Origin of the sequence: Streptomyces sp. NPDC018029, from assembly GCF_044327655.1 — a bacterium.
Lineage (GTDB): Bacteria > Actinomycetota > Actinomycetes > Streptomycetales > Streptomycetaceae > Streptomyces.
In genome coordinates this window covers 857,285-882,118 of the sequence record NZ_JBIRFV010000002.1, presented here as the reverse complement: position 1 = coordinate 882,118, position 24,834 = coordinate 857,285, and the positions used below count along the sequence as shown (strand labels likewise).

Genomic DNA, 24,834 nt, shown 5'->3' with positions numbered 1-24,834 from the left:
TCAGGACGCCGATCCGCCGGACTCGTCGAGCAGCTTCTTGTACCAGTCGCGCAGCTTGTCGCCGCCGCCCGACTTCCAGTCCGATGCCGCCCGCTGCATGTCGGAGACCTTCTTGCGGCCGCGCACGACGTCCTTCTCCAGGTCCTCGAACTCGGCGTTCAGCTCGGTGTACCGGGTCGGCTCAATGATCATCATGCCGTGGAAGAGCGGCTTCTTCGCGTGCGCGCCCTGGCGCTGCTGCCAGCCGACCATGCCCTCGGTGACGTCCGGCAGGTCGGGATAGGCGACGAAGGGCGCGGGCGACGCCAGATACTCGTACGTCGAGAAGACCTCGTTGTTGCCCTTGCCGTTCTTGGTGAGGACACCGTCGTCGAACGTGTGGTGGACGCCCTCGACGCCGTACATGCGCAGCCGCTGCTCCTTGGTTCCGTAGGGCGCGGCGGTGAAGTTGGCGAGGGCGAGGATGTCGCGGACGGTCTTCTCGTCGGCCTTCTCGCTGATGAACGTCCAGATGTCGGCGGGCGGGCGCTGGTAGAGGGTGGGTGCTCCGCCGTCGGGGGCGAAGTAGTCGAACGCCTCCATCCGGAACTTCTTGTTGTCGACGCGCTGCACGGCGGCCTTGCCGTACCAGTCGGAGAGGTCCTGGCAGTACATCCAGACCTTGCCTGCGGCGCACAGGTCGCCGACGTTGCCGGTCTCGGCCTTCGCGTCGGGGTGCACGAAGCCCGCCGAGTAGAGCTTGCGCGACCACTCCAGTGCTTCGAGGTACTCGTCGGTCTCGTAGCGGTTGACCAGCTTCCCGTCGACGAGCTTCCAGTAGTACGGCTTCTCGGGCAGTACGCCGAAGATGTGCCAGGCCGCCCACGTCATGTCGCCGCACGCCCACACCCTGCTCCGCGGGGAGTTGAGCTGCTTGCACAGGTCGTAGAACTCCTGGGCGCTGGTCGGCGCCTTGATCCCCTCCTTCGCGAAGAGGTCCGTGCGGTAGAACGGGGCGATGTTCGGGGTGGTCGCCGAGGGCATCGGCAGGCCGCGGAGCTTGCCGCCGAAGACCGAGCGCTGCCAGGCACCGGTCGGGATCGCCGCGAGGTTCGGGTACCGCTCGACCTTGTCGCCGCTCAGATAGGGGCCGAGGTCGGCGAACTTGTTGGCGATGGCGCTCGGTATCTTGCCGGTCAGCTCCCAGCCGGGCACGACCACGGCGTCCGGCACGCGGCTGGAGGCGAGGACCGCTCCCAGCTTCTGGCCGTACGTGTCGCCCTGCTGGTTCTGCCAGGTGACGCGGACGCCCGCGGCCCTGTCCATCGCCGTCCAGTAGGGGTTCCCCTGCTTGGGGACGTTGCCCCAGATGGGGGCCATGACGGTGAACCGGCCGCCCTTGCCGAGCCGCTCCGGCACCGACACCTTCAGCTCGGCCGCGGGCAGGGCCTTGGTGAAACCCGCGGCCGAGCCGTTCTTGGCCGGGATGTCCGGCGTGGCGACGTCCGACGCGACGTACGCGGGCAGCAGGTCCTTGAGCTTCTTCCCCGTCGTGGTGCCCTCGTTCTTCGAACCGCTGCCGCCGCACGCCGCGAGCAGCGGGGCACCGCCCGTCAGGGCGAGCGCGGCGAGCCCGGAGGAGGCGAGGAAGCTCCTGCGGGAGGGGGAGTTCGGCGTCATTGCGTCAACCCTTCGTGGCGCGCACTCGAAACCCATGTCGAAGCGCTTCGATTTCGGAGCGAGATTAGGTGACGGGGAGGGGAGGGACAAGGCTTCGGTACCGAATTCGTCGCTCGCACACACCAGTTGACAGCCCCAGTCGTCACAAGGGTGCCGGGCCCTTCGAGCCGGGCGCCCCGGTCATTCCCTTGACATGGACGCCATCCAGCACGGAGCATCGAAGCGCTTCGAAGGAGCCCGTCGCCCGCCCGGAGGACCCTTACGTGACCGAGAACCCGCCGCCGTTCCGCGACCCCGGCCTGCCGCCGGACAAGCGGGTGGACGACCTCCTCGCGCGGCTCACGACCGACGAACGCGTCGCGCTCCTGCACCAGTTCACGCCCCCGGTCGAGCGGCTCGGCATCGCCGCGTTCCGCACCGGGCAGGAAGCCCTGCACGGCGTCGCCTGGATGGGGCCAGCGACCGTCTTCCCGCAGGCCGTCGGGCTCGGCGCGACCTGGCACGACGACCTGCTGCGGCGCGTCGGCGAGGCCGTCGGCACCGAGGCGCGGGCCATGCGCGCGCGGGACGACCGCGTCGGCCTCAACCTCTGGGCGCCCACCGTCAACCTCCTGCGCCACCCGCTGTGGGGCAGGAACGAGGAGGGGTACGCCGAGGACCCCCACCTCACCTCGGCACTCGCCGTCGCCTACACGCACGGCCTGCGCGGCGACCACCCCACGCGCTGGCGCACCGCCCCCGTCCTCAAGCACTGGCTCGCCCACAACAACGAGACGCACCGGGACACGTCGAACTCCTCCGTGCGCCCGCGCGTCCTGCACGAGTACGACCTGCGCGCCTTCCGCGCCGCCGTCGAGGCGGGCGCGGTCGCGGGCGTGATGCCCGCCTACAACCTGGTCAACGGCCGCCCCAACCACGTATCGCCCTACCTGCGCGAGCAGTTGCGCCGCTGGACCGACGAGGAGCTGCTCGTCTGCTCCGACGCGGGCGCGCCCAGCAACCTCGTCGACTCCGAGAAGTACTTCGACTCCCACGAAGAGGCCGTCGCCGCCGCCCTCGTCGCGGGTGTGGACAGCTTCACCGACCACGGCACCGACCCGACGGTCATCGTCGGGCGTATCCAACGGGCCTTGCGAGCAGGGCTGTTGACGGAGGCCGACATCGACGCCGCCGTGCGCAGGCAGCTGTCCGTGCGGCTGCGGCTCGGCGAGTTCGACCCGGACGGCGGGCCGTACGGGGCCGTCTCCCCGGACGACATCGACGCACCCGCCCACCGTGAACTCGCCCTGGAGGCGGCCGAACAGGCCGTCGTCCTGCTCAAGAACGACGACGCCCTGCTCCCGCTCGCCGAAGGCACCCGGATCGCGGTCGTCGGACTGCTCGCCGACGAGTGCAAGACCGACTGGTACAGCGGCACCCTGATCCACCGCAGCACCCCGCTCGACGGACTCCGCGACCGCTTCGGCGCCGACCGCGTCGTCTTCGCCGAGGGCGCGGACCGGGTGCGGCTGAAGTGCGCGGCGGGGTGGCTGCGGGTGCCCGCTCCTTCGGGCCCGGCCGGCCGGGCGCCGGGCGCCGTCGGCGCCCTCGACCCCGCGCTGCTCGCGGGCCGCACCGACCTGCCGCCGCTGACCGTCTGCGAAGACCCGGCCGACGCCACCGAGTTCGCCCTCGTCGACTGGGGCGAAGGGGCGTGGACCCTGCGGGCGGCGGACGGGCGCTACCTCTCGGTCGCCGACGACGGCTTCGTGCGCGCCTCGGCGGACCGGCCGGGCGGCTGGGTCGTGCAGGAGACGTTCGGTCTTGTCGAGCACGGGAAGGGCTGCCTCATCAAGCACGCGGGGACGGGTGGATACGTCTCTGTCGCCGCCGGTGCCGTGAAGGTTGCCGCGGAGAAGGAACTCTTCACCGTCGAGGTCCTCGAGCGCGGCGAGGACGCCGTGGCCCGGGCCGCCGCCGACGCGGACGCCGTGGTGGTCGTCGCCGGGAACGACCCGCACATCAACGGCCGCGAGACCGAGGACCGCACGACCCTCGCCCTGCCGCCCCACCAGGAGCGGCTGTGGCGCGCGGCCCGCGCCGCCAACCCGCGCACCGCGCTGGTGCTCACCTCCTCCTACCCCTACGCGGTCGCCGACGCCCACGCGGAGCTGCCCGCGCTGCTGTGGACCGCGCACGGCGGACAGGCCGCAGGCACCGCGCTCGCCCGCGTCCTCGCCGGCGACGTCTCCCCGGCCGGACGCCTCCCGCAGACCTGGTACGCCGCCGACGCCGACCTGCCGGACCTGCTCGACTACGACATCATCGGCTCGCGCCAGACGTACCTGTACGCGGACCCGCACGCGGCGGACCGCCGCCCGCTGTACCCCTTCGGGCACGGGCTGAGCTACTCCTCCTTCGCGTACGAAGACCTCACGGCCGCACGCGAGGGTGACGTGCTGCGAGCCGCGTTCACCGTCACCAACACCGGGTCCTCCGCCGCGGACGAGGTGGCGCAGCTCTACGTACGCCCACCCCGGAACGCCGCGGCGGGCCTCACCCTGCCGGACAGGCAACTGGTCGCCCACCGCCGCGTGCACCTCGCCACCAGGGAATCGTGCCGCCTGGAGTTCGAACTGCCGCTAAGCAAACTGGAGTTCTGGGACGTGCGGCACGACCGCTGGGCCCTGGCGCCCGGCACGTACGACCTGCTCGCCGGGGCCTCCAGCCACGACATCCGCCTCACCGCGCCCATCGGTCTCGGCGGCGCTCCGATCGCCGTCAGGCCGACGCGGAGGGACGGCCTGGCGGCGACCGGCTACGACACGCAGTCCGGAACCGAGATCGTCGACCGCACGAGGACGACGGGTGACGCGGTGCGTGCGGTGCGCGACGGCAGCGGTGAACTGCTCTTCTGCGCATGCGACTTCGAGGCCGGCGTGACCGGCGTCTCCGTCGAGGCCGCGGGCGAGGGCGCCGTCGACCTCATCGCGGGCAGCACCGCGACCACCGTGACGGTCCCGCCGACGGGCGGGAGGTACGACTACGCCCGCCACGGCGCGGTCTTCGCCGCCTCCGGGGTGCGTGACCTGCGCGTCCGCCTGCGCGGCGCCGTCCGGCTCGCGCGGATCACCTTCACGGCCGGCGAAGAGGGCGAGGGCACGGCATGAGGTTCACCGACGGCTTCTGGCTGATGCGGGACGGGGTGCACGCCTCGTACGCGACCGACGTGCGCGAAGTGCGGGAGAGCAGCGGCGGCTTCACCGCGTACGCCGCCGTCAAACCGGTGCGCGAGCGGGGCGACACGCTCAACTCGCCGCTGCTCACGGTCGAGTGCTTCTCACCCGCCGAAGGAGTGATCGGTGTCCGGACGACCCACCATGCCGGGAAGGCCCACCACGGCCCTGACTTCACCCTCTTCGCCAGCGAGGGAGCGGCCGCCTCGGAGGAGGTGCCCCACATCCGCCGGGGCGGCACCGTCACCGAACTCACCAGCGGCCCCCTCACCCTCCGCCTGGACAGCGCGGCGCCCTGGGGCCTGGAGTTCCTGGACGGCGAAGGGCAGCCCCTCACCGCCGTCGAGCGGCGCGGCACCGCCTTCGCCACCACCCCCGACGGCACCCACCACATGATCGCCCAACTCGCCCTGGGGGTCGGCGAGTACATCTACGGACTCGGCGAGCGCTTCACCCCGTACGTCAAGAACGGCCAGAGCGTCGACATCTGGCAGGCCGACGGCGGCACCAGCAGCGAGCAGGCCTACAAGAACATCCCCTTCCACCTCTCCTCACGCGGCTACGGCGTCTTCGTCAACCACCCCGGCAAGGTCTCGTACGAGATCGGCTCCGAGTCCGTCGGCCAGCTCCAGTTCAGCGTCGAGGACCAGTCACTGGAGTACTACGTCATCGCGGGCCCTACCCCCAAGGACGTCCTGCGCCGCTACACCGCGCTCACCGGCCGGCCCGCGCTGCCGCCCGCCTGGTCCTTCGGCCTCTGGCTCACCACCTCCTTCTGCACGCCCTACGACGAGGAGACCGTCGCCGGGTTCGTCGACGGCATGGCGGAGCGCGACATCCCGCTCAGCGTCTTCCACTTCGACTGCTTCTGGATGCGCGAGCACCAGTGGACCGACTTCCAGTGGGACCCGGACGTCTTCCCCGACCCGGAGGGCATGCTGCGCAGACTCCGCGAACGCGGACTCAAGGTCAGCATCTGGATCAACCCCTACATCGCCCAGAAGTCCCCGCTGTTCGCCGAGGCCGCGGCCGAGGGCTTCCTCGTGCGGCGGCCGAACGGCGACATCTGGCAGTGGGACCTGTGGCAGCCCGGCATGGCGCTCGTCGACTTCACCCACCCCGGTGCCCGCGCCTGGTACGCGGCCAAGCTGCGCACCCTGCTCGACCAGGGCGTCGACTGCTTCAAGACCGACTTCGGCGAGCGCGTGCCCACGGACGTGGTCTGGCACGACGGCTCGGACCCGCACCGCATGCACAACTACTACGCGCAGCTCTACAACAGCACCGTCTTCGAGCTCCTGGAGAAGGAGCGCGGCACGGGCGAAGCGGTCCTCTTCGCGCGCTCCGCGACCGCGGGCGGCCAGCAGTTCCCCGTGCACTGGGGCGGCGACTGCTTCGCGTCGCTCGGCGCCATGGCCGAGTCGCTGCGCGGCGGCCTCTCCCTCTCGCTGAGCGGCTTCGGGTTCTGGAGCCACGACATCGGCGGCTTCGAGGGCACCCCGGACCCGGCGGTCTTCAAACGCTGGCTCGCCTTCGGCCTGCTCTCCTCGCACAGCCGCCTGCACGGCAACGTCTCCTACCGCGTGCCGTGGGCGTTCGGCCAGGAAGCCGTCGACGTGGCACGGAAGTTCACCCGCCTCAAGCACCGTCTGATGCCCTACCTGTACGGCGCGGCCGCCGAGGCCCACCACGACGGCGTGCCGGTGATGCGCCCGATGCTCCTGGAGTTCCCGGACGACCCGGCCTGCCGCACGCTCGACCGGCAGTACATGCTCGGCCCCGACCTGCTGGTCGCCCCCGTCTTCAGCGCGGCGGGCGACGTCGAGTTCTACATCCCGGAAGGCACCTGGACGCACCTCCTGACCGGCGAGACCGTGCAAGGCCCCGGCTGGCGGCGCGAGACCCACGGATTCGACAGCCTGCCGCTGTACGTGCGGCCCGGCGCCCTGCTGCCGCTCGGCGCCGACGACCGGCGGCCCGACGGCGACTGGCTCGACGGCCTGACCCTGCTGGTCGCCCCCGGAGCGGCGCCCCGGACCGAGATCACCGTCCCCGACCACGAAGGGCGGCCCGCGGCCATCTTCCGCGCGACGCGGCACGGCACCGGGGTCCGCGTCCTCGCGTCCGGCACCCGGCGGCCCTTCCGGGTGCGGACGGCCGACGGACGCGCGACGGCGGAGGGAGTGGGGGAGGTGGTCCTGCCCGATGCCCGCACGGACGGAGAGACCGGCTAGAGTTCCCGCCTCCACCGCGACGACGGAAGATCGCGCGGCGCAGGCGGAAGAGAGGCCACCCATGACGCCGGCCGCGGACGACGCGGCCGCCGAGTTCCACGCCTTCTTCGAGCGGCACTACGCCGAACTCGCGCGCCTCGCCCACCTGCTGACGGGCGAGGCCGACGGCGCGGACGACCTGGCGGCCGACGCACTGCTCGCCCTCTGGCACCGCTGGGACCGGGTGCGGGCCGCGGACCACCCGGCCGCGTACGCCAGGGGCGTCGTCGCGAACATGGCGCGCAGCCGCATCCGCAGCGCCGTGCGCGAGCGGCGCCGCATCACGCTCTTCTGGTCGGGCCGCGACGAGGACGTCGCGGACCCCGACATACCGGCCGTCGTCGACGTGCGGGACGCGCTGCGCGCGCTGCCCTTCCGCAAGCGGGCCTGCGTGGTCCTGCGGCACGCCTTCGACCTGTCGGAGAAGGACACCGCACTGGCCCTCGGGGTCTCGGTGGGTACGGTGAAGAGCCAGACGTCGAAGGGAATGGCTGAGCTGCAACGACGCCTCGGCCCGCACCCCGCCCTCGCACGGGTGCGCGCGGTCACGGCGGACACGGGGGGAAGCCCATGAGGGACGACGGACACGACGACGACGGCGTCCGCAGGAAGCTGCGCGGCGCGGCGCAGGCACACCGGCCCGACCGGGAGCGGATGCGGGCCCGCATCGAGCGCGGCATGGCCGAGGGAAAGCGGCCGGAGCGCCGCTCGCAGGCCACCCGCCGGGCGGTCGGCGCGTCCTGGCTGCGCGTGGTGAGCGCGACCGCCGCCGTGGCGGGCGTCTGCGCGGTCGTCGGGTACGGAGTGGCCGCCGCCCTGCGGGACGACGAACCGGCCCCGCAGTCCGTGGCGACGAGCACCACGCCCCCGACGCCGACGCCGACGCCGACACCGGGCCCGGACCGGGACCGCACCCCCGATGCCCCGACCCGCCGCCCCAGCGGCACACCGGAGACGCCCCCGAAGTCGCCGAAAGCACCGAAGCCACCCAAGTCCTCCAAGGCACCGGACGTGCCGAAGGACGTGCCCGCGGACCGCCTCCTGTGGGCCGACGGCTCGATCGACCCCGGCTCCAGCACGTACTGGTCGCAGAGCGACATCACCGTCAAGGCGGAGAAGCCGCTGACCGCGCTCACCGTCGAGGTGCGCGTCGCCGGAAGCGGCGAGGTCGCCGACACCGGCAACTGGCGCTCCCTGCCCGAGGACGACTTCGCCGTCTCGGTCGCGGAGCGGGACGGCTTCCTCGTCTACCGCTGGACGCTCAAGCCCGGGAAGACCGTGCCCGTCGGCGAACACGTCTTCGCCGGGCAGTTCAACCACCCGGCGGGCAAGCGGGACGCGGGCGGCGACACATATGCGGTCCATGCGGGCACAGCGGACGAACGGACCGTCTGGCGCGGCGACTTCGCCTGAGCCCGGAGCCTGTAGTCGAAAAAATTTCCGGCACGGCGGCAACCCATTCCCGGTCGGCGGAGACCACACAGCGAAGAAGCTCTCCCCCCACGCACGAGGAATGGGACACATGACACCACGAGCTGAACTGCGCAAGGGCCGCAAGCGGCGCCTGACCAAGCGCCGGGCCATCGGCGCGGCCACCGCCGCACTCGCCCTCACCGGGGCCGGGGTCGCGACGAACAGCATGCTGTCGCCCGCGGGCGCGGCCACCACGGCCGCGGCCTGGCCGGAGGCCAGGGGCCAGGCCCCCACGGCCAAGACCATCGAGGTCTCCGGCACCCGCGACGGCGGCCTCAAGCGCTACTACGGCACCGGCGACCTGGGCGGCGACGGCCAGAACGAGGGCCAGGACCCGATCTTCAAGCTGAAGGACGGCGCGGTCCTCAAGAACGTCATCATCGGCTCGCCCGCCGCGGACGGCATCCACTGCCAGGGCAGCTGCACCCTGCAGAACGTGTGGTGGGAGGACGTCGGCGAGGACGCCGCCACCTTCAAGGGGACCTCGGCGAGCTCGACGTACACCGTCCACGGCGGTGGCGCGCGGAAGGCCGACGACAAGGTCCTCCAGTTCAACGGCACCGGCAAACTCGTCGTGACCAAGTTCCAGGTCTCCGACTTCGGCAAGCTGGTGCGCTCCTGCGGCAACTGCTCCAAGCAGTACAAGCGGTCGATCATCATCAACGACGTGGACGTCACCGCGCCCGGCAAGTCGATCGTCGGCATCAACACCAACTACGGCGACACGGCCGCGCTGCGCAACGTCCGCATCCATGGAGACAGCAACAAGAAGATCTCCACGTGCGACCGGTTCACCGGCAACAACACCGGTGCGGAGCCCACCAAGACCGGGTCGGGCCCCGACGGCACGTACTGCAAGTTCACGGCCTCGGACATCAGCTACCAGTAAGTACCAGGTGAGCGCCTCCCTGCGAAGGGAGGCGCTCTTCCGCGCGCGCTCCCTGTTACTGCCCGGCGAGGCCGGTGTGCGCCACCCCCGCCACGATCTGCCGCTGGAAGAAGACGAACACGACGATCAGCGGCAGGCCGGCCATCAGGCCGCCCGCCATCAGCTGCGCCCACTGGATGCCGTAGGAGTTCATGACGGTCGCGATGCCGTTCGGCATGGTCATCAGCTCGGGGTTGTTGGTCACCATGTACGGCCACAGGAAGTTGTTCCAGGAGCCGATGAAGGTGAAGATGCCGACCGCCGAGAGCGAGGGGCGGGCCAGCGGGAGCACGATGGTGAAGAAGATCCGCCACCGCCCCGCGCCGTCGCAGAACGCGGCCTCCTCCAGCTCCTTCGGGATGCCCTGGAAGAACTTGTAGAGGATGTAGACCATCGCGGCGGGCGCGCACTGCGGCAGGATCATGCCCCAGTACGTGTCGACCATCCCCAGGGACTGGACCGTGGTGAACAGCGGGACGCCGAGGACCGCGGGGGAGATCATCAGGCCCGCCATGACGAGACCCATCAGCGCGCCCTTGCCGCGGAACTCGGTGCGCGCGAAGCCGTAGCCCGCGAGGGCGCCCGTCAGCACGACGACGAAGGTGACGCAGACCGACACGACGACCGAGTTCACGAACCAGTTCGTGATGTTGCCGGTCTCGAAGATGCTCCGCCAGGCCTGGGTGGTCCACTCCTCGGGCAGCCACCTCACCGGTACGGCGACGGCCTCGGCCTCCGACTTGAACGAGGTGAACAGGGTCCAGAAGAGCGGCGCGGTCATCACCGCGGAGACCAGCAGGCCGAGGGCGGTCAGGACGAGCTGGCTCGGCCGCCACCGGCGGCGCGGGCTCGTGACGGCTTTCGTGGCGGTGCTCACTGGACGCCCTCCTCACGCTTGCGCAGCAGCCACATGCGGCCCAGCGCGATGACCGCGATCATCAGGAAGAACAGGATCGAGATCGCGGAGGCATAGCCCACGCGGTAGCTGGTGAAGCCCTGTTCGAGGGTGTACTGGACCATGGTCCGGGTCGATTCCTCCGGTCCGGGGCTGAACTCGTACATCACCACGACCTGGTCGAAGACCTGGAGCGAGGCGAGGATCTGCAGTGCCACGACCAGGCCCGTGATGGAGCGCAGCATGGGCAGGGTGATGTGCACGGTCTTGTGCCAGGCGTTCGCGCCGTCCAGCGCGGCGGCCTCGTACAGATGCCGCGGGATGTTCTGCAGCGCGGCGAGGTAGAGCAGGAAGCTGAAGCCGACGGTCCACCAGAGGGTGGCGACGACGACGGCCGTCATCGCCGTGTCCTTCTGGGTGAGCCAGGCCGAATCCATGCCGAAGACGTGGTCGAGGAGGCCGGTGTCCGGGTTGAACATCCAGCGCCACATGTTGCCGACGACGGTCGAGGGCAGCAGGAAGGGCGCGAAGAAGCAGAGTCGCCACAGCCACTTGGCGTGCTCGATGTGGTGTGCGAGCAGCGCGAGGAGGAGGGCGACGAGCACGATGCAGGGGACCACGAGGAGCGTGAAGTAGGCGCTGTGGCCCAGCGAGTCCCAGACCAGGGGGTCCCGGAGAGCCTCGGAGTAGTTGTCGAGGCCCACGAAGCGGGCGCCGTCGCCGGAGATGTTGGCGTCGGTGAGGCTCAGCCACACGCCGCGCAGCACGGGCACGATCACGAAGAGCAGGAAGAGCAGCAGGAACGGCGCCACGAACCAGCCGCCGTGCTGGAAGCCGCCGCCGGCGCGGGCCCGCCCGCCGCGTTCGGCGACGGGGCGGACGGCCGGTGGCCCGGTGGTGGCCGGGGCGGTGGCCTCGGCGCTGGTGGTGGTCATGCCGAGCCTCCTTCGGCCGCGGTTCTGCCTTCCATGGGGTTCTTCATCTCCAGGAGCTTCTCCAGGACGCCGCGCATCCGGCGCGCCGCCGCCGCGGGCCGGGCCGAGCCGAGGTTGGAGGAGACGACGACCGGGCCGACGCGTTGCGCGAGCGTTCCGGTGGAGCCCGCGAACCAGGCCTCCGGTTCGAGGGCCAGCTGGTCCATCACCGAGACGTACTCGGACTGCGGGCGCAGTTTCCGGTACGCGGCGGTCTTCAGGGTCGGCAGGTGGGCGGGGATGTGGCCGCCGCGCGCCCAGTCCGCGCCGTGCCGCACGATGTACGCGGCCAGGCGGTGCGCGGCGTCGTTGGCGGGGCCGCCGCGGTCGGCCTGGCGGGGCAGCACGAAGCAGTGCGACTCGGCCTGGGTGGCGGGCCTGCCGAAGAGCGCCGGCATCGGGGTGGCCCCGTACTTCAGTTTCGCCCCCGAGTAGACCGGCACGGACCAGCCGCCCTCCCAGACGAAGGCGCCGCCGTTGATGAAGTGCTCGGCGTCGGGGGCGCCCGTGGTGGCGTAGCCGTCGACGATGTGGCGGCGCAGGAACTCCAGGACCTCCACGGCCTTGTCCTCGTCGAACGTGACGTCGGTGAGCCCCGGGGCGTAGTAGGTGCCGCCGGCCTGTGCGTAGAACGACATGAAGAACCACCAGGTGTGGTTCTGGTTGGAGGCGTGCAGGCCGAGGGTCTGCACGCCCGGTCTCATCGCCTTCCTGGCGGCCTTGAGTCCGTCGAACCACTCGTCGGCGGAGGTGAACGGGACGAGGTTCCCGTCGTCCCCGAGAAGCCCGGCCTTCTCGCAGACGTCCTTGCGGTAGAAGGTGAGCTGCGGGTGGATGTCGAGGGGGACGGCGTAGAGCTTGCCGTCGACGACGGACCGTTTCCACAGGGCGGGGTTGAAGTCCTCCTGCCGTACCCCGTACCGGGCGAGGAGCTCCACGTCGAAGGGGTCGAGCAGCCGGTCGGGGGCGAAGCCGGTGAGCCGTCCCAGGTGCAGCACACCGAGCTCGGGGGCGCGGTTCCCGGAGGCGGCCATGGCGAGTTTCGTGTAGTACGGATTGCCCCAGAGCAGCGTCGAGTCCAGCACGTCGACGCCCGGGTTCGCCCGCCGGAAGGCGTCCAGCATCGCGATCATGTTCACGCCGTCGCCGCCGCTGAACAGGTTCCAGTAGCGCAGCCGCGCGTCCGCGCCGGAGGTCAGCGCGGAGGCGCTCCGGTTCGCGGCGGCCAGCCCGAAGCTGCCCGCGACGGCGAGTGCTCCGAGCCCGCCGAGCACACCGCGGCGGCTCGGGAAGGAGGGTGACATGACGCCTCTCTTCTTTCTTGCGATTCTCGATTGCGTTTGTTCGGTATATCGAATGGTGATCGCAACTTCGAACGGACCGTAAAGTCCAACATCGTGCGCGTCAACGGTTCGGACGAAGTCCCCGTGAAATGCGGGCCGTTCTGCGCGATGCGTTGACGTGCTCAGCTCCGCTGCCTAAGTTGCCGTTCGTAATCCTGATCAGCGTCCGAGATATCGAACGCGAGATACCGAACACGAGTATCGAGAACGGCAGAGGTGGACATGGCGCGCAGGAGATGGCAACTCGGGCTCACCGTCGGGGCGTTGGGGTCCCTGCTCGCGGGGACGCTCGCCGCGAGCCCCGGCGCGGCGGCAGGTCCCGCCGCACCGGACGAGCCGGCCGACTACACGCTCGACGTCGACACGGCCCGCACCGGAGCGAAGATCGACGACTCGATGTACGGCGTCTTCTACGAGGACATCAACCGTGCGGCCGACGGCGGGCTCTACGCGGAGCTCGTGCAGAACAGGTCCTTCGAGTACAGCACCGACGACAACAAGGCCTACACGCCGCTCACTTCATGGGACACGTCGGGCACCGCCCGCGTCCGCAACGACGACGGCCGCCTGAACGCCCGCAACCGCAACTACCTCGCGCTGGACGCCGGTTCGGCCGTCACGAACTCCGGCTACAACACCGGCATCGCGGTCGCCAAGGGCAAGCGGTACGACTTCTCGGTCTGGGCCCGCGCCGACGGGGCGGCACGCGCGCCGCTGACCATCGGCCTCCGGGACTCCGCCGGCGAACTGGCCGCCGCCCGCCGCGTCACCGCGCGCGGCGGCTGGGCCAAGTACGAGGTCTCCTTCACCGCCACCCGCACCTCCGCGACCGGACGGCTCACCGTCACCGCGGACGCGCCCGTCGCCCTCGACGAGATCTCCCTCTTCCCGCGCGACACGTACAAGGGCCGCGAGAACGGCCTGCGCAAGGACCTCGCCGAGAAGATCGCCGACCTGCACCCCGGATTCCTGCGCTTCCCCGGCGGCTGCCTGGTCAACACCGGGAGCCACGAGGCGTACGACGAGAAGTCGGGCTGGCAGCGCAAGCGCTCCTACCAGTGGAAGGACACCATCGGCCCGGTCGAGCAGCGCGCCACCAACAGCAACTTCTGGGGCTACAACCAGAGTTACGGACTCGGCTACTACGAGTACTTCCAGTTCGCCGAGGACACCGGCGCCATGCCGCTGCCCGTCGTGCCCGCCCTGGTCACCGGCTGCGGCCAGAACAAGGCCACCGACGACGACGCGCTCCTGAAGCGGCACATCCAGGACACCCTGGACCTCATCGAGTTCGCCAACGGGCCCGTGACGAGCGAGTGGGGCAAGAAGCGCGCCCGGATGGGCCACCCCAAGCCCTTCCGCCTCACGCACCTGGCGGTCGGCAACGAGGAGAACCTGCCCCACGAGTACTTCGCCCGCTTCAAGCAGTTCCGCGCGGCCATCGAGGCCGAGTACCCGGACGTCACCGTCGTCTCCAACTCCGGGCCCGACGACAGCGGCGCGATATTCGACACCGCCTGGAAGCTCAACCGCGAAGCGAACGTCGACATGGTCGACGAGCACTACTACAACAGCCCCCAGTGGTTCCTGGAGAACAACGACCGCTACGACTCCTACGACCGCAAGGGCCCGAAGGTCTTCCTCGGCGAGTACGCCTCCCAGGGCAACAAGTTCTCCAACGCCCTCGCCGAAGCCGCGTTCATGACCGGCCTGGAGCGCAACGCCGACATCGTGAAGCTCGCCTCGTACGCGCCGCTGCTCGCCAATGAGGACTACGTGCAGTGGAAGCCGAACATGATCTGGTTCGACAACGACCAGTCCTGGGGCTCGGCCAACTACGAGACGCAGAAGCTCTTCATGCGCAACGTCGGCGACGAGGTCGTGCCCTCCACCGCCTCCGGCACCCCGGCCACCTCGGGCCCGATCACCGGCGCCGTCGGCCTCTCCACCTGGGCGACGAGCGCCGCGTACGACGACGTGAAGGTCACGGCCGCCGACGGCAGGACCCTGCTGACCGACGACTTCTCGGCCGGTGACAGCCAGTGGAAGAAGGCGTCGGAGAAGGGCAGTTGGGCCGTCCGGGACGGCGCGTACGTCCAGTCCGACGAGGCCGCCGAGAACACCCTGGTCACGGCCGGCGACAAGGGCTGGCAGAACTACGACCTGAACGTGAAGGCCACCAAGAAGGCGGGCAAGGAAGGCTTCATGGTCGCCTTCGGCGTCAAGGACACCGGCAACCACTACTGGTGGAACGTCGGCGGCTGGAACAACACCCAGTCGGCCGTGGAGAAGACCACCGACGGCGCCAAGCAGACGATGGTCCAGGACGACACGACCGTCGAGACGGGCCGCAGCTACGACCTGCGCGTCGAGGTCCGCGGCCGCCAGGTGACGCTCTACCTCGACGGAAAGAAATGGGGCTCCTTCACCGACGACAAGCCCGCCGAGCCCTTCCGCCAGGTCGTCACCCGCGACAAGGCCACCGGCGAACTGATCGTCAAGGTCGTCAACGCCCAGGGCACACCGGCCCGCACGCGGGTCGACCTCGGCGACGGCGCGAAGGTGGCACCGAAGGCCCGGGTGACCACCCTGACCGCGGACCCGGCCGCCGAGAACACCAAGGACGCCCGGCCCGTCGCCCCCCGGACGTCCACCTTCGACGGGGTGGACGACAGGTTCTCGTACACCTTCCCCGCGAACTCGGTGACGTTCCTGCGGATCAGGACCGAGTAGCCCGGAGCCGTCCGCACGGACGGCTGCTCGACAGCCGCAATCCCAGATCAGGTTGAGGGAGTCATGACCCGTTCCGCCCGCTTCACCCTGCACCCGGACTTCGCCGTCGGCGATGTCGACCCCCGCCTCTTCGGCTCCTTCGTCGAACACCTCGGCCGGTGCGTCTACACCGGCATCCACGAGCCCGGCCACCCGACGGCCGACGAGACGGGCCTGCGCGGGGACGTCCTCGACCTGATCCGCGAACTCGGGGTGACCACCGTCCGCTACCCCGGTGGCAACTTCGTCTCCGGCTACAAGTGGGAGGACTCCGTCGGCCCGGTCGATGAGCGGCCCCGCCGCCTCGACCTGGCCTGGCGCTCCACGGAGTCCAACCGCTTCGGCCTCTCCGAGTACATCGCCTTCCTCAAGAGGATCGGCCCGCAGGCCGAGCCGATGATGGCGGTCAACCTCGGCACCAGGGGAGTCGCCGAGGCGCTGGAGCTCCAGGAGTACGCCAACCACCCCGCCGGGACCGCCCTGTCGGACCTGCGCGTCGCACACGGCGACAAGGACCCCTTCGGCATCCGGCTCTGGTGCCTCGGCAACGAGATGGACGGCCCCTGGCAGACCGGCCACAAGACGGCCGAGGAGTACGGGCGGCTCGCCGCCGAGACCGCCCGCGCGATGCGGCAGATCGACCCCTCCCTGGAACTCGTCGCCTGCGGCTCGTCCAGCCAGGCCATGGACACGTTCGGCGCGTGGGAGGCCACCGTCCTCGCCGAGACGTACGAACTCGTCGACCACATATCCCTGCACGCCTACTACGAAGAGACCGACGGCGACCGCGACTCGTTCCTCGCCTCCGCCGTCGACATGGAGTCCTTCATCGAGAACGTCGTCGCGACCTGCGACCACGTGGGGGCGCGCCTCAAGTCGAAGAAGAAGATCAACCTCTCCTTCGACGAATGGAACGTCTGGTACCTGAGCAGAAGCCAGGAGGAGGCGGCGGCCGCCCGCCTCGACGGGACGCAGGACTGGCCCGAGGCCCCCCGTCTCCTGGAGGACAACTACTCCGTCACGGACGCCGTCGTCTTCGGCTCCCTGCTCATCGCGCTGCTCCGGCACGCTGACCGGGTGGCCGTCGCCTGCCTCGCCCAGCTCGTGAACGTGATCGCGCCGATCCTGACGGAGCCGGGCGGCCCCGCGTGGCGGCAGACCACGTTCTTCCCGTTCGCGCAGGCGTCGCGGTACGGACGCGGGCGGGTCCTCGACGTGCGGGTGGACTCACCGACGTACGAGACGGCGAAGTTCGGCGAGGTGCCGCTGCTGCACGCGACGGCGGTGCGCGCCGACGACGGCACCGTCACCGTCTTCGCCGTCAACCGCCACCTGTCCGAACCGCTGCCCCTCGAAGTGGCCCTGAGCGGACTCGACATGACGTCCGTCGTCGAACACAGCGCGCTTGCGGACGCCGATCCGGAGGCCCGCAACACCCTGGCCGAGCCGGAGCGGGTCGCCCCGCACGAGGTCACGGGCACGGAGCTGAGGGACGGCACGCTGACCGCCACGCTGGAGCCGCTCTCCTGGAACGTGATCCGGCTCAGGTGACCCGGGCTTTCCCGGCCCGACCGGCAACCCGGTGACGGGTGGCGGCGACTACCCGGCGTACCCCCCAATGAGCCGCTCTGAAGGGACGTCCGTATGAGCACGCACCGCAGGGGCCACCACCGCCGCCGCCACCTGATCCTGTTCACCGGAGCCGGCGCCGCCGCGCTCGCGCTCGGCGCCGCGCTGCCGCACCTCGCAGCGGCGGAACCCGCGGGGACGGCGGAGCCCGCGCGAGCCGTGGAGGCCCGGTCCGCGCAGGCCGAGAACGCGCCGATCGGCTTCGGCGCGGGCACGACAGGCGGCGGCAACGCCGCCCCCGTCACCGTCACCACGCTCGCCGCCTTCAAGTCCGCCGTCGCGGGGAACACCGCCAAGGTCGTCAAGGTCAGCGGCCTGATCCCGCTCAGCGGCCAGGTCGACATCGGCTCCAACACCACGGTGCTCGGGGCCGGTTCGGCCTCGGGCTTCACCGGGGGCGGCCTGCGCGTGAAGGAGGCCACCAACGTCGTCGTGCGCAACCTGAACATCAGCAAGCCGGTGGCGCCCGCCGACGGCATCACCGTGCAGAAGTCGACGAAGGTGTGGATCGACCACAACTCCTTCTCGGCGGACCGCGAGCACGATAAGGACCACTACGACGGCCTTCTCGACATCAACCACGGCTCGGACCACGTCACCGTGTCGTGGAACACCTTCAAGGACCACTTCAAGGGCTCCCTCGTCGGCCACAGCGACAACAACGGTGCTGAGGACAAGGGCCACTTGAAGGTGACCTACCACCACAACCACTTCAGCAACGTCTACTCGCGCATCCCCAGCCTCCGCTTCGGCACCGGCCACTTCTACGACAACTACGTCCAGGGCGCCGACACGGCGGCCCACTCCCGCATGGGCGCACAACTGCTGGTCGAGAACAACGTCTTCCGCTCCACCAAGATCGCCGTGACCACCAGCCGCAGCAGCGACGTCGACGGCTACGCGGTGCTGCGGGGCAACGACCTCGGGGGCGCCGCCACGGAGATCTCACAGGTGGGCTCCTTCACGAACCCGCCCTACAGCTACACCGCCGAGCCCGCCTCGTCCGTCGTCGCGTCCGTCACGCAGGGCGCGGGCGCCGGAAAACTCTGACGCCGCGAAGAGTGACGCCTTCGAGAGCGACGCCCTCAAGAGCAAGGAGAACCGTGTGAGCCGTAGCCGTAGCCGAAGCCGTAGCCGCAGAGCGCTCCTCGTCCTGCCCGCCGCCGTGCTGCTCGCCCTCGTGCCGGGCACCGCGTCGGCGTACCCCAATCCCGGCACCGTCACCGGCAGCACCGTCGTCCACGACCCGACGATGGTCCGCACCGCGTCCGGCAAGTACCTCCTGTACGCCACCGGGGGCGGCATCGGCCACCGGTCCTCCACCGACCGGATCGCCTTCCGCGCCGGCGCGGACGCCTTCGGCAGCCGGCCGGGCTGGTGGTCGCGGTACTCGTCCGTGCCGGAGGCCTGGGCTCCGGACATCTCGTACCACGGCGGGAAGTACCTGATGTACTACTCCGTCTCCAGCTTCGGCTCGAACACCTCCGCGATCGGACTCGCGGGCTCCACCACGGGCGAGCCGGGCACCTGGACCGACCACGGAACGGTCGTCACCTCCGGCCCCGACAGCGACCACAACGCCATCGACCCGAACCTCTTCGTCGACGACGACGGCAAGTGGTGGCTGTCCTTCGGCAGTTGGTGGACGGGGATCAAGATGATCCGCGTCGACCCCGCGACGGGCAAGCCGTACGCGGGCGACACGACCCGCCACTCGCTCGCCTCCCGGCCGACCGGGACGAAGGCGGTCGAGGCGCCGTACGTCGTCAAGAGGAACGGCTTCTACTACCTCTTCGCGTCGTACGACACGTGCTGCGCGGGCACCGCCTCGACGTACAAGATCAAGGTCGGCCGCGCGACCTCGCCGACCGGCCCGTACTACGACAGGAACGGCGTCGCGCTGACGAAGAACGGAGGAACCACCGTCCTGGAGTCGCACGGCCGCTACATCGGCCCGGGTGGCCAGTCCGTCCTGAAGGACGTGGACGGTGACCTGCTCGTCTACCACTACTACGACGGGCAGGACAACGGCACCCCGAAGCTCGGGGTCAACCTGCTCGACTGGAGCTCGGGGTGGCCGGTCGCCCGCTGACCGGCCCCCGCGACGGGGCACGTCGACCCGTTATTGAAAACGATTGTCATGCTGCTATGGTCAAGCAGCCGCAAAGTCGACGTGTCCCGTTCCAGGAAGAAGTCCCGTGCGCCCTCGCAAGCTGCTGCCTCCCGCCGCCCTGGCCCTGTCCTCCGCGCTCGCTCTCACCGGGTGCTTCGCCGCGAGCACGGCCGGCTCCGGAGAGGCGTCGGACGGCGAGCGGATACGCGTGGCGATGATGAACCCGCCCCGCTCCGGCCTCTCCCCGCTCAGCGACGACGCCTTCAAGCTGTCGCGCTGGTCCACCGCGGAGACCCTGGTCAACCTGGACAAGGACGGCGACGCCGAGCCGGCGCTCGCGACCAGGTGGAAGCGGACGGACGAGCGCACCTGGACCTTCACCCTCCGCAAGGGCGTGACGTTCCACGACGGCACGCCGCTGACCGCGCGGGCCGTCGAGCGGTCCCTCACCGCGGCGGCCACCGCCTCCCCCAAGCCGCGCATCCTCGACGGCGTCGACTTCACGGCCGAGGCCAAGGGCGACACCGTCGTCGTGACCACGGGCGAGCCCGACCCGCTCGTCCCGCAGCGGCTCTCCTCGCCGCAGCTGTCCGTCCTGGCCGCCAAGGCGTACCGGGGCGGGACGGTCGATCCGGTCGGGGCGGGCACCGGCGCCTTCGTCCTGAAGAAGGCCGACGGCACCTCGTCGGCGACCCTCGACCGCAACGAGAAGTACTGGGGCGGACGCGCCAGGGCCGCCGGGATCGACGTGACGTTCGTCCCCGACGGCGCCGCGCGGGCCGCCGCCCTGCGCAGCGGCGACGCCGACATCGTCGAGGCGATCCCGGTCTCCCAGGCCTCGCTCCTGGAGAAGGACCAGATCACCGAGGTGCCCATGCCGCGCACCAACACCCTCTACCTGAACACGGCTGAGGGCGTCTTCAAGTACGCGGGGCAGCGGGCCGCCGCCCGCGAGGCGATCGACGCCGACGCCCTCGTCGACGACATCTACGAAGGGCGCGCCGACACGGCGGAAGGCTTGCTCGGGCCCGCCCTGCCCTGGGCGGCGGAGCGCGCCGGACGCACCCGCGCCGCCGAGCCGGCGAAGCCGTCCGGCGAGACCATCACCATCGGCACCTTCACCGACCGGGCCGAACTGCCCGAGGTGGCGGCCACGCTGCAGCAGCAGCTGAAGAAGGCCGGGTTCAAGGTGAAGCTGGAGGTGCGGGAGTACGCCGCCATCGAGGCGGACGCGCTGGCCGGGAAGTTCGACGCGTTCGTCCTCTCCCGCGCCACCGTCATCGACTCCGGCGACCCGGCCGCGTACCTGCGCAGCGACTTCGCGGGCGACGGCTCCTTCAACCTCTCCCAGCTCGCCGACCCGAACGTCGACAGGGCCGTCCGCAAGGCGGAGGAGGCCACGTCCGGCGCCGCCCGCCGCGCCGCGGTCCTCGACGCCGAGACCGCGGTCCTCAACACCGACGCGGCCGTCCCCATGCTCCACGAACGGGTCATCCAGGGCGACGCCACGAACGTCGTGGGCTCCGCGAAGGACCCACGCGAGCGTGAGCTGATCACCCTCGACACGTACGTCAAGTGATGCCGGAGATACGCCACGCGGCACGCCGGACCCGGCTCGTGACGCGCCGGGCGGCGCGTGGGGCTGTGGGGGTGGTGGAGGCTGTGGGGTCGGCGTGGCCGGTGCGGGCGGCAGGAGTGCGGGTCGTGCGGTCGTCGGGCGGGGTGCGGCCTCTGCGGCCGACGGCCGAGGCGCGGGCTGCGGGTGAGGGGTGTGCCGTGCGGTCTGCGGGCGGGGTGCGGGGCGTGCGGCCGACGGCCGAGGCGCGGGTTGCGGGACCGGCGGTCGGGGTGAGAGCCGGGCGGTCGGTGGGCGGGGTACAGCGGGTTGTGTGGTTGGCGGGGGTGTGGGGCGTGCGGCAGTTGGGCGGGTTGCGAGACATGCGACTGTCGGGTGGGTTGCGAGGCATGTGGCTGTCGGGTGGGTTGCGGGTCGGGGTTGTGCGGGTTTGTGCGCTTGCCGTGGTTCTCGCCGTCGTCGGGCTGTTGCCCTGGCTCTCCGGGCGGGATCCGGCCCTCACCGTGCTTCGTGCACGCTCCGCCGAGCAGGAGCCCACCGCCGAAGCGCTGTCGGCGATCCGCGCCGACCTCGGCCTGGACGCCGGGCCCCTCGGCCTGCTCACCGGCTGGGCCTCCGGCCTGATCCGCGGCGACCTGGGCACCTCCTGGGTCTCCGGAGCCGACGTGCTCCCCTCCGTGCTCTCCGGACTCGGTGTCTCGCTCACCCTCATGGGCGCTTCGCTCGCCGTGGCGCTGCTCGTCGTGACCGCCCTGTGCCTGCCCACGCTGGTGGGCGGCGCGCGCGGCACCCTGCGCGGCGGGGGAGGGGCCGGCGGGGCGATGCTCGCAGCCGTACCCGAATTCCTGCTCGCCACCGTGCTGTTGATCGTGCTCGGCGTGTGGGGCGGGCTCCTCCCCGTCTCCGGCTGGCAGGGGCCACGCCACCTCGTGCTGCCCGCCCTCGCCATGGGCGTCCCCGCGGGCGGGCTGCTCGGCCGGCTCGTGGCCGACGCGCTGCCCGCGGTGTTCCGTGAGCGCTGGACGGACGTGTGGCGGGCGAGCGGGACGAGCCCCGTCCGGCTGACCGGGGCGGCACTGCGGCGCGCCCTGCCTGCACTCGTGCCGCAGGTCGGCCTGGTCGCGGTCGGGCTGACCGGCGGCGCGGTCGCCGTCGAGACCGTCTTCGCGGTGCCCGGCCTCGGCCGCACCGCCCTCGGCGCCGCCAAGTCCCAGGACCTGCCGCTGCTCCAGGGCTCGGTCCTCGCACTGCTCCTGCTCGCCCTGGCGGCGGGCGGCTGCGCGGCCCTCGTACGGAAGGCGCTGTTCGGCGCCGCGCTCAAGGGCTCGGCGCTCGCGCTGCCCGCGCCGCCGCCGGGGCACGTACCGGCGAGGGTGCCGGCCCTGCTCGGGGCGGCCCTCGCGGCCGTCATCGGGTGGGGACTGCTGCGCGACCCGTACGCCGTCGACACCACGCTGCGGCTCGCCGCGCCCTCCGCGGCACATCCGCTCGGCACGGACGCGCTCGGCCGGGACGTGCTGGCCAGGCTCGGGCACGGGGCCGCGAGCACCGTCGGCGTTGCGCTCGCCGTGTGCGCGGTCTCGCTGCTCGTCGCGCTCGTCCTCGGCTTCCTGCCGAACGTGGCCGCCGGCGCGTCCGACATCGCCAACGCGCTGCCGCCCGTCGTGGTCGGCGTCCTCGCCGCCGCCCTCACCGGACCCAGCACCTTCGGCGCGTCCCTCGCGGTCGCGCTCATCTCCTGGCCGCCGCTGGCCGCGCACGCCGCGGCGCTCGTCCAGGAGACGCGCGCCGGGGCCCACCTGGCGGCCCAGCGCGCCATCGGGGCGAGCCCCGCGTGGATCCTCACCCGGCACGTGCTGCCCGCCGTCGCGGGCCCCGTCGCCCGGCACGCGGTCCTGCGCCTGCCCGGCACCGCGCTCGCCCTGGCGGCCCTCGGCTTCCTCGGCCTCGGCGCGCGGCCGCCGTCCCCCGAGTGGGGGCTCCTGCTCGACGAGTCACGGCTGTACGTCGAGAGGGCACCGGTCGCGGCCCTCGCACCGGCCGCCGCGCTCGCGCTGCTGGCGGGTCTGGCGGTGACGCTGGCGGCGGTACGGCCGCGTACGGCGAGTTCGGCGCGTACACCGCGTACACCGCGTACACCGCGCCCAGCGCGAACGGCACAGTCCACGATGCCTGCGGAGGTCAAGGCATGAGCATCAGCAACCCTTTGCTCGCCGTGCGGGATCTGCGGGTGAGCGTCGGTGCGGTGACCGCGGTGCGTGGTGTGTCCTTCGACGTCCACGCCGGCCGCGTCACCGCTCTGGTCGGCGAGTCCGGGGCGGGCAAGTCGCTGACCGCCAGAGCGGTCCTCGGGCTCGTGCCGCGCGGCGCCCGGGTGGCCGGCAGCGTACGTCTCGACGGCGAGGAGATCGCAGGGGCGGGGACGGACGTCTACGGCCGCCTCTGGGGGCGGCGCCTCGCATACGTCCCGCAGGACGCGCTGGCCGTCCTCAGCCCCGTGCACACGGTCGGCGCCCAAGTCGCCGCCGCCGTACGGTCGGTGGCCCGCGTCCCGCGCGCGGAGGCCCGGCGCAGGGCGGTCGCGGCGCTGGACCGCGTCGGCATCGCGGACGCGGCACGCCGCGCCCGCTGCCTCCCGCACGAGTTCTCCGGCGGCATGCGCCAGCGCGCGGTGATCGCGATGGCGCTGGTGAACTCCCCGGACCTGATCGTCGCCGACGAGCCGACCACGGCGCTCGACCCCCGCCTCCGGGAGGAGATCCTGCACGCCCTGACGACCACACCCCGCGAGGGTGACGACAAGTCCCCGGCGCTGCTGCTCATCACCCACGACCTGCCCCTGGCAGCCGCCCACGCCGACCACACGGTGGTCCTGTACGCGGGCAAGGCCGTGGAGTCGGGCCCGACGTCCCAGGTGCTCACCCGTCCGAAGTCCCCGTACACGGCGGGCCTCCTCGCCTCGCTGCCGAGAGCGACGGAGCCACGGCGTGCGGCGCGCGGGCCGTTGCCGGTGGTCGCGGGGAGCCCGCCGTCCGCGCTCGCGCTCCCCGCCGGGTGCGCCTTCGCGGACCGCTGTCCGGCAGCCGTCGACGGGTGCCGGGTGGCGGAGCCCGCGCTGGTCGACGGTGGGGGCGGGCACGCCGTCGCGTGTCATCGGTCGCAGGAGCTGCCCGCACCCCTCACCGGGCTCTTCACCGAGGAGGCCGCCGCGTGACTCCGCTGCTCGAAGTGACCGATCTCGTCGTGCGGTACGGCGAGCACACCGCCGTGGACCGCGTGTCGTTCCGCATCGAAGCGGGCGAGACGCTCGCGCTGACGGGCGCGTCCGGCTGCGGGAAGACGTCCACGGCGACCGCCGTGCTCGCGCTGCGCAGGCCCGAGCGGGGCAGCAGCGTCCGGTTCGCCGGGCAGGAGCTGACGACGCTGCGCGGCCGCGAACTGCGCGCGCTGCGGCCGCAGTTCCAGCCCGTCTTCCAGGACCCCTACGCCTCCCTGTCCCCCCGCACCCCCATCGGCACCACCATCACCGAGCCGCTGCGCGTGCACGGCAGGCCCGTCGCGGGACGGGCGGCCGAGCTGATGGAGCTGGTCGGCCTCGATCCCGCGTACGCGGGCCGGCTGCCGCACGAGCTCTCCGGCGGCCAGTGCCAGCGCGCCGGAATCGCCAGGGCGCTCGCCCTCGGCCCCCGGCTCCTCGTCCTCGACGAGCCGGTCTCCGCGCTCGACCCCTCCGTCCGCTCCGGCATCGTCAACCTCCTCACCGACCTCCAGGACCGCCTCGGACTCGGCTACCTCTTCATCTGCCACGACCTGGCCCTCGTCCGCCACCTCGCCCACCGCGTCGCCGTCATGTCGGCCGGGCGGATCGTGGAGACGGGACCCACGCACGAACTCTTCGACGCACCCCGGGACCCGTACACCCGCCAATTCCTCACCGGCCACTGACCCCGCCCCGCTTCCCGGACCGATCCGACTTCCCGCACC

The 24,834-nt window shown here is 71.5% G+C and carries 17 protein-coding genes; 13 read left to right on the top strand and 4 right to left on the bottom strand.

All coding sequences use genetic code 11. The annotated features are described in order from the left end of the window. Positions 1 to 1,659, bottom strand: a complete 1,659-nt coding sequence (locus ACH4D5_RS08075) for an extracellular solute-binding protein (RefSeq protein ID WP_398299767.1) — start codon at positions 1,657 to 1,659, stop codon at positions 1 to 3. A gap of 263 nt (positions 1,660 to 1,922) precedes the next feature. On the opposite strand from ACH4D5_RS08075, the gene ACH4D5_RS08070 reads away from it, so the two are divergent. The 5 genes from ACH4D5_RS08070 (at position 1,923) to ACH4D5_RS08050 (ending at position 9,509) form a co-directional block, all read left to right on the top strand. Beyond that, the gene (locus ACH4D5_RS08070) at positions 1,923 to 4,808 is read left to right on the top strand and encodes a glycoside hydrolase family 3 C-terminal domain-containing protein (protein ID WP_398299765.1); all 2,886 of its coding nucleotides are present in this window, start codon (positions 1,923 to 1,925) and stop codon (positions 4,806 to 4,808) included. Continuing rightward, entirely contained in the window at positions 4,805 to 7,108 is a 2,304-nt protein-coding gene (gene yicI / locus ACH4D5_RS08065) for an alpha-xylosidase (RefSeq protein WP_398299763.1), read from the top strand. The genes ACH4D5_RS08070 and yicI overlap by 4 nt, the downstream gene beginning before the upstream one ends. Before the next feature lie 61 nt (positions 7,109 to 7,169). Continuing rightward, positions 7,170 to 7,721, top strand: coding sequence for a SigE family RNA polymerase sigma factor (locus ACH4D5_RS08060; protein WP_398299761.1), 552 nt, complete (start codon positions 7,170 to 7,172; stop codon positions 7,719 to 7,721). Next, positions 7,718 to 8,560: a hypothetical protein gene (locus tag ACH4D5_RS08055; RefSeq protein WP_398299760.1), complete on the top strand. Its 843-nt coding sequence runs from the start codon at positions 7,718 to 7,720 to the stop codon at positions 8,558 to 8,560. The genes ACH4D5_RS08060 and ACH4D5_RS08055 overlap by 4 nt, the downstream gene beginning before the upstream one ends. Positions 8,561 to 8,669: 109 nt before the next feature. Then, positions 8,670 to 9,509, top strand: coding sequence for a pectate lyase (locus ACH4D5_RS08050; protein ID WP_398299758.1), 840 nt, complete (start codon positions 8,670 to 8,672; stop codon positions 9,507 to 9,509). 55 nt (positions 9,510 to 9,564) lie between these two features. On the opposite strand, the gene ACH4D5_RS08045 is transcribed toward ACH4D5_RS08050, so the two are convergent. Genes ACH4D5_RS08045 through ACH4D5_RS08035 form a run of 3 tightly spaced genes read right to left on the bottom strand, consistent with a single transcriptional unit; the run spans position 9,565 to position 12,721 of the window. Next, positions 9,565 to 10,425, bottom strand: coding sequence for a carbohydrate ABC transporter permease (locus tag ACH4D5_RS08045; protein WP_398299756.1), 861 nt, complete (start codon positions 10,423 to 10,425; stop codon positions 9,565 to 9,567). Next, positions 10,422 to 11,378: a carbohydrate ABC transporter permease gene (locus ACH4D5_RS08040; RefSeq protein ID WP_398299755.1), complete on the bottom strand. Its 957-nt coding sequence runs from the start codon at positions 11,376 to 11,378 to the stop codon at positions 10,422 to 10,424. Before ACH4D5_RS08040 ends, ACH4D5_RS08045 begins: the two co-directional genes overlap by 4 nt. Further along, a complete protein-coding gene (locus ACH4D5_RS08035; RefSeq protein ID WP_398299753.1) occupies positions 11,375 to 12,721 on the bottom strand; it encodes an extracellular solute-binding protein in 1,347 nt (448 codons plus the stop codon). The genes ACH4D5_RS08040 and ACH4D5_RS08035 overlap by 4 nt, the downstream gene beginning before the upstream one ends. 261 nt (positions 12,722 to 12,982) lie before the next feature. Between ACH4D5_RS08035 and ACH4D5_RS08030 the strand changes: the two genes are divergently transcribed. The 8 genes from ACH4D5_RS08030 to ACH4D5_RS07995 all read left to right on the top strand — a co-directional run bounded on the left by ACH4D5_RS08030 (position 12,983) and on the right by ACH4D5_RS07995 (position 24,795). Next, positions 12,983 to 15,493 (top strand): alpha-L-arabinofuranosidase C-terminal domain-containing protein, encoded by a 2,511-nt coding sequence (locus tag ACH4D5_RS08030; protein WP_398299751.1) that lies wholly within the window; start codon positions 12,983 to 12,985, stop codon positions 15,491 to 15,493. A 63-nt stretch (positions 15,494 to 15,556) separates the two neighbouring features. Next, positions 15,557 to 17,083 carry an alpha-N-arabinofuranosidase gene (locus ACH4D5_RS08025; RefSeq protein WP_398299749.1) on the top strand — a complete coding sequence of 509 codons (1,527 nt, stop codon included), beginning with the start codon at positions 15,557 to 15,559 and terminating at the stop codon, positions 17,081 to 17,083. Positions 17,084 to 17,176: 93 nt separating this feature from the next. Beyond that, positions 17,177 to 18,211: a polysaccharide lyase family 1 protein gene (locus ACH4D5_RS08020; RefSeq protein ID WP_398299747.1), complete on the top strand. Its 1,035-nt coding sequence runs from the start codon at positions 17,177 to 17,179 to the stop codon at positions 18,209 to 18,211. A 55-nt stretch (positions 18,212 to 18,266) separates the two neighbouring features. Further along, positions 18,267 to 19,253 carry an arabinan endo-1,5-alpha-L-arabinosidase gene (locus ACH4D5_RS08015; RefSeq protein WP_398299745.1) on the top strand — a complete coding sequence of 329 codons (987 nt, stop codon included), beginning with the start codon at positions 18,267 to 18,269 and terminating at the stop codon, positions 19,251 to 19,253. 106 nt (positions 19,254 to 19,359) lie between these two features. After that, entirely contained in the window at positions 19,360 to 20,853 is a 1,494-nt protein-coding gene (locus ACH4D5_RS08010) for an ABC transporter substrate-binding protein (RefSeq protein WP_398299743.1), read from the top strand. A gap of 386 nt (positions 20,854 to 21,239) precedes the next feature. After that, complete coding sequence (locus tag ACH4D5_RS08005; RefSeq protein WP_398299741.1) at positions 21,240 to 23,042, top strand: ABC transporter permease subunit; 1,803 nt, start codon at positions 21,240 to 21,242, stop codon at positions 23,040 to 23,042. Beyond that, positions 23,039 to 24,064, top strand: a complete 1,026-nt coding sequence (locus ACH4D5_RS08000) for an ABC transporter ATP-binding protein (RefSeq protein ID WP_398299740.1) — start codon at positions 23,039 to 23,041, stop codon at positions 24,062 to 24,064. The genes ACH4D5_RS08005 and ACH4D5_RS08000 overlap by 4 nt, the downstream gene beginning before the upstream one ends. Continuing rightward, on the top strand, positions 24,061 to 24,795 hold the full coding sequence (locus ACH4D5_RS07995) for an ATP-binding cassette domain-containing protein (RefSeq protein ID WP_398299738.1): 735 nt from the start codon (positions 24,061 to 24,063) through the stop codon (positions 24,793 to 24,795). The genes ACH4D5_RS08000 and ACH4D5_RS07995 overlap by 4 nt, the downstream gene beginning before the upstream one ends. Positions 24,796 to 24,834 lie beyond the last annotated feature (39 nt).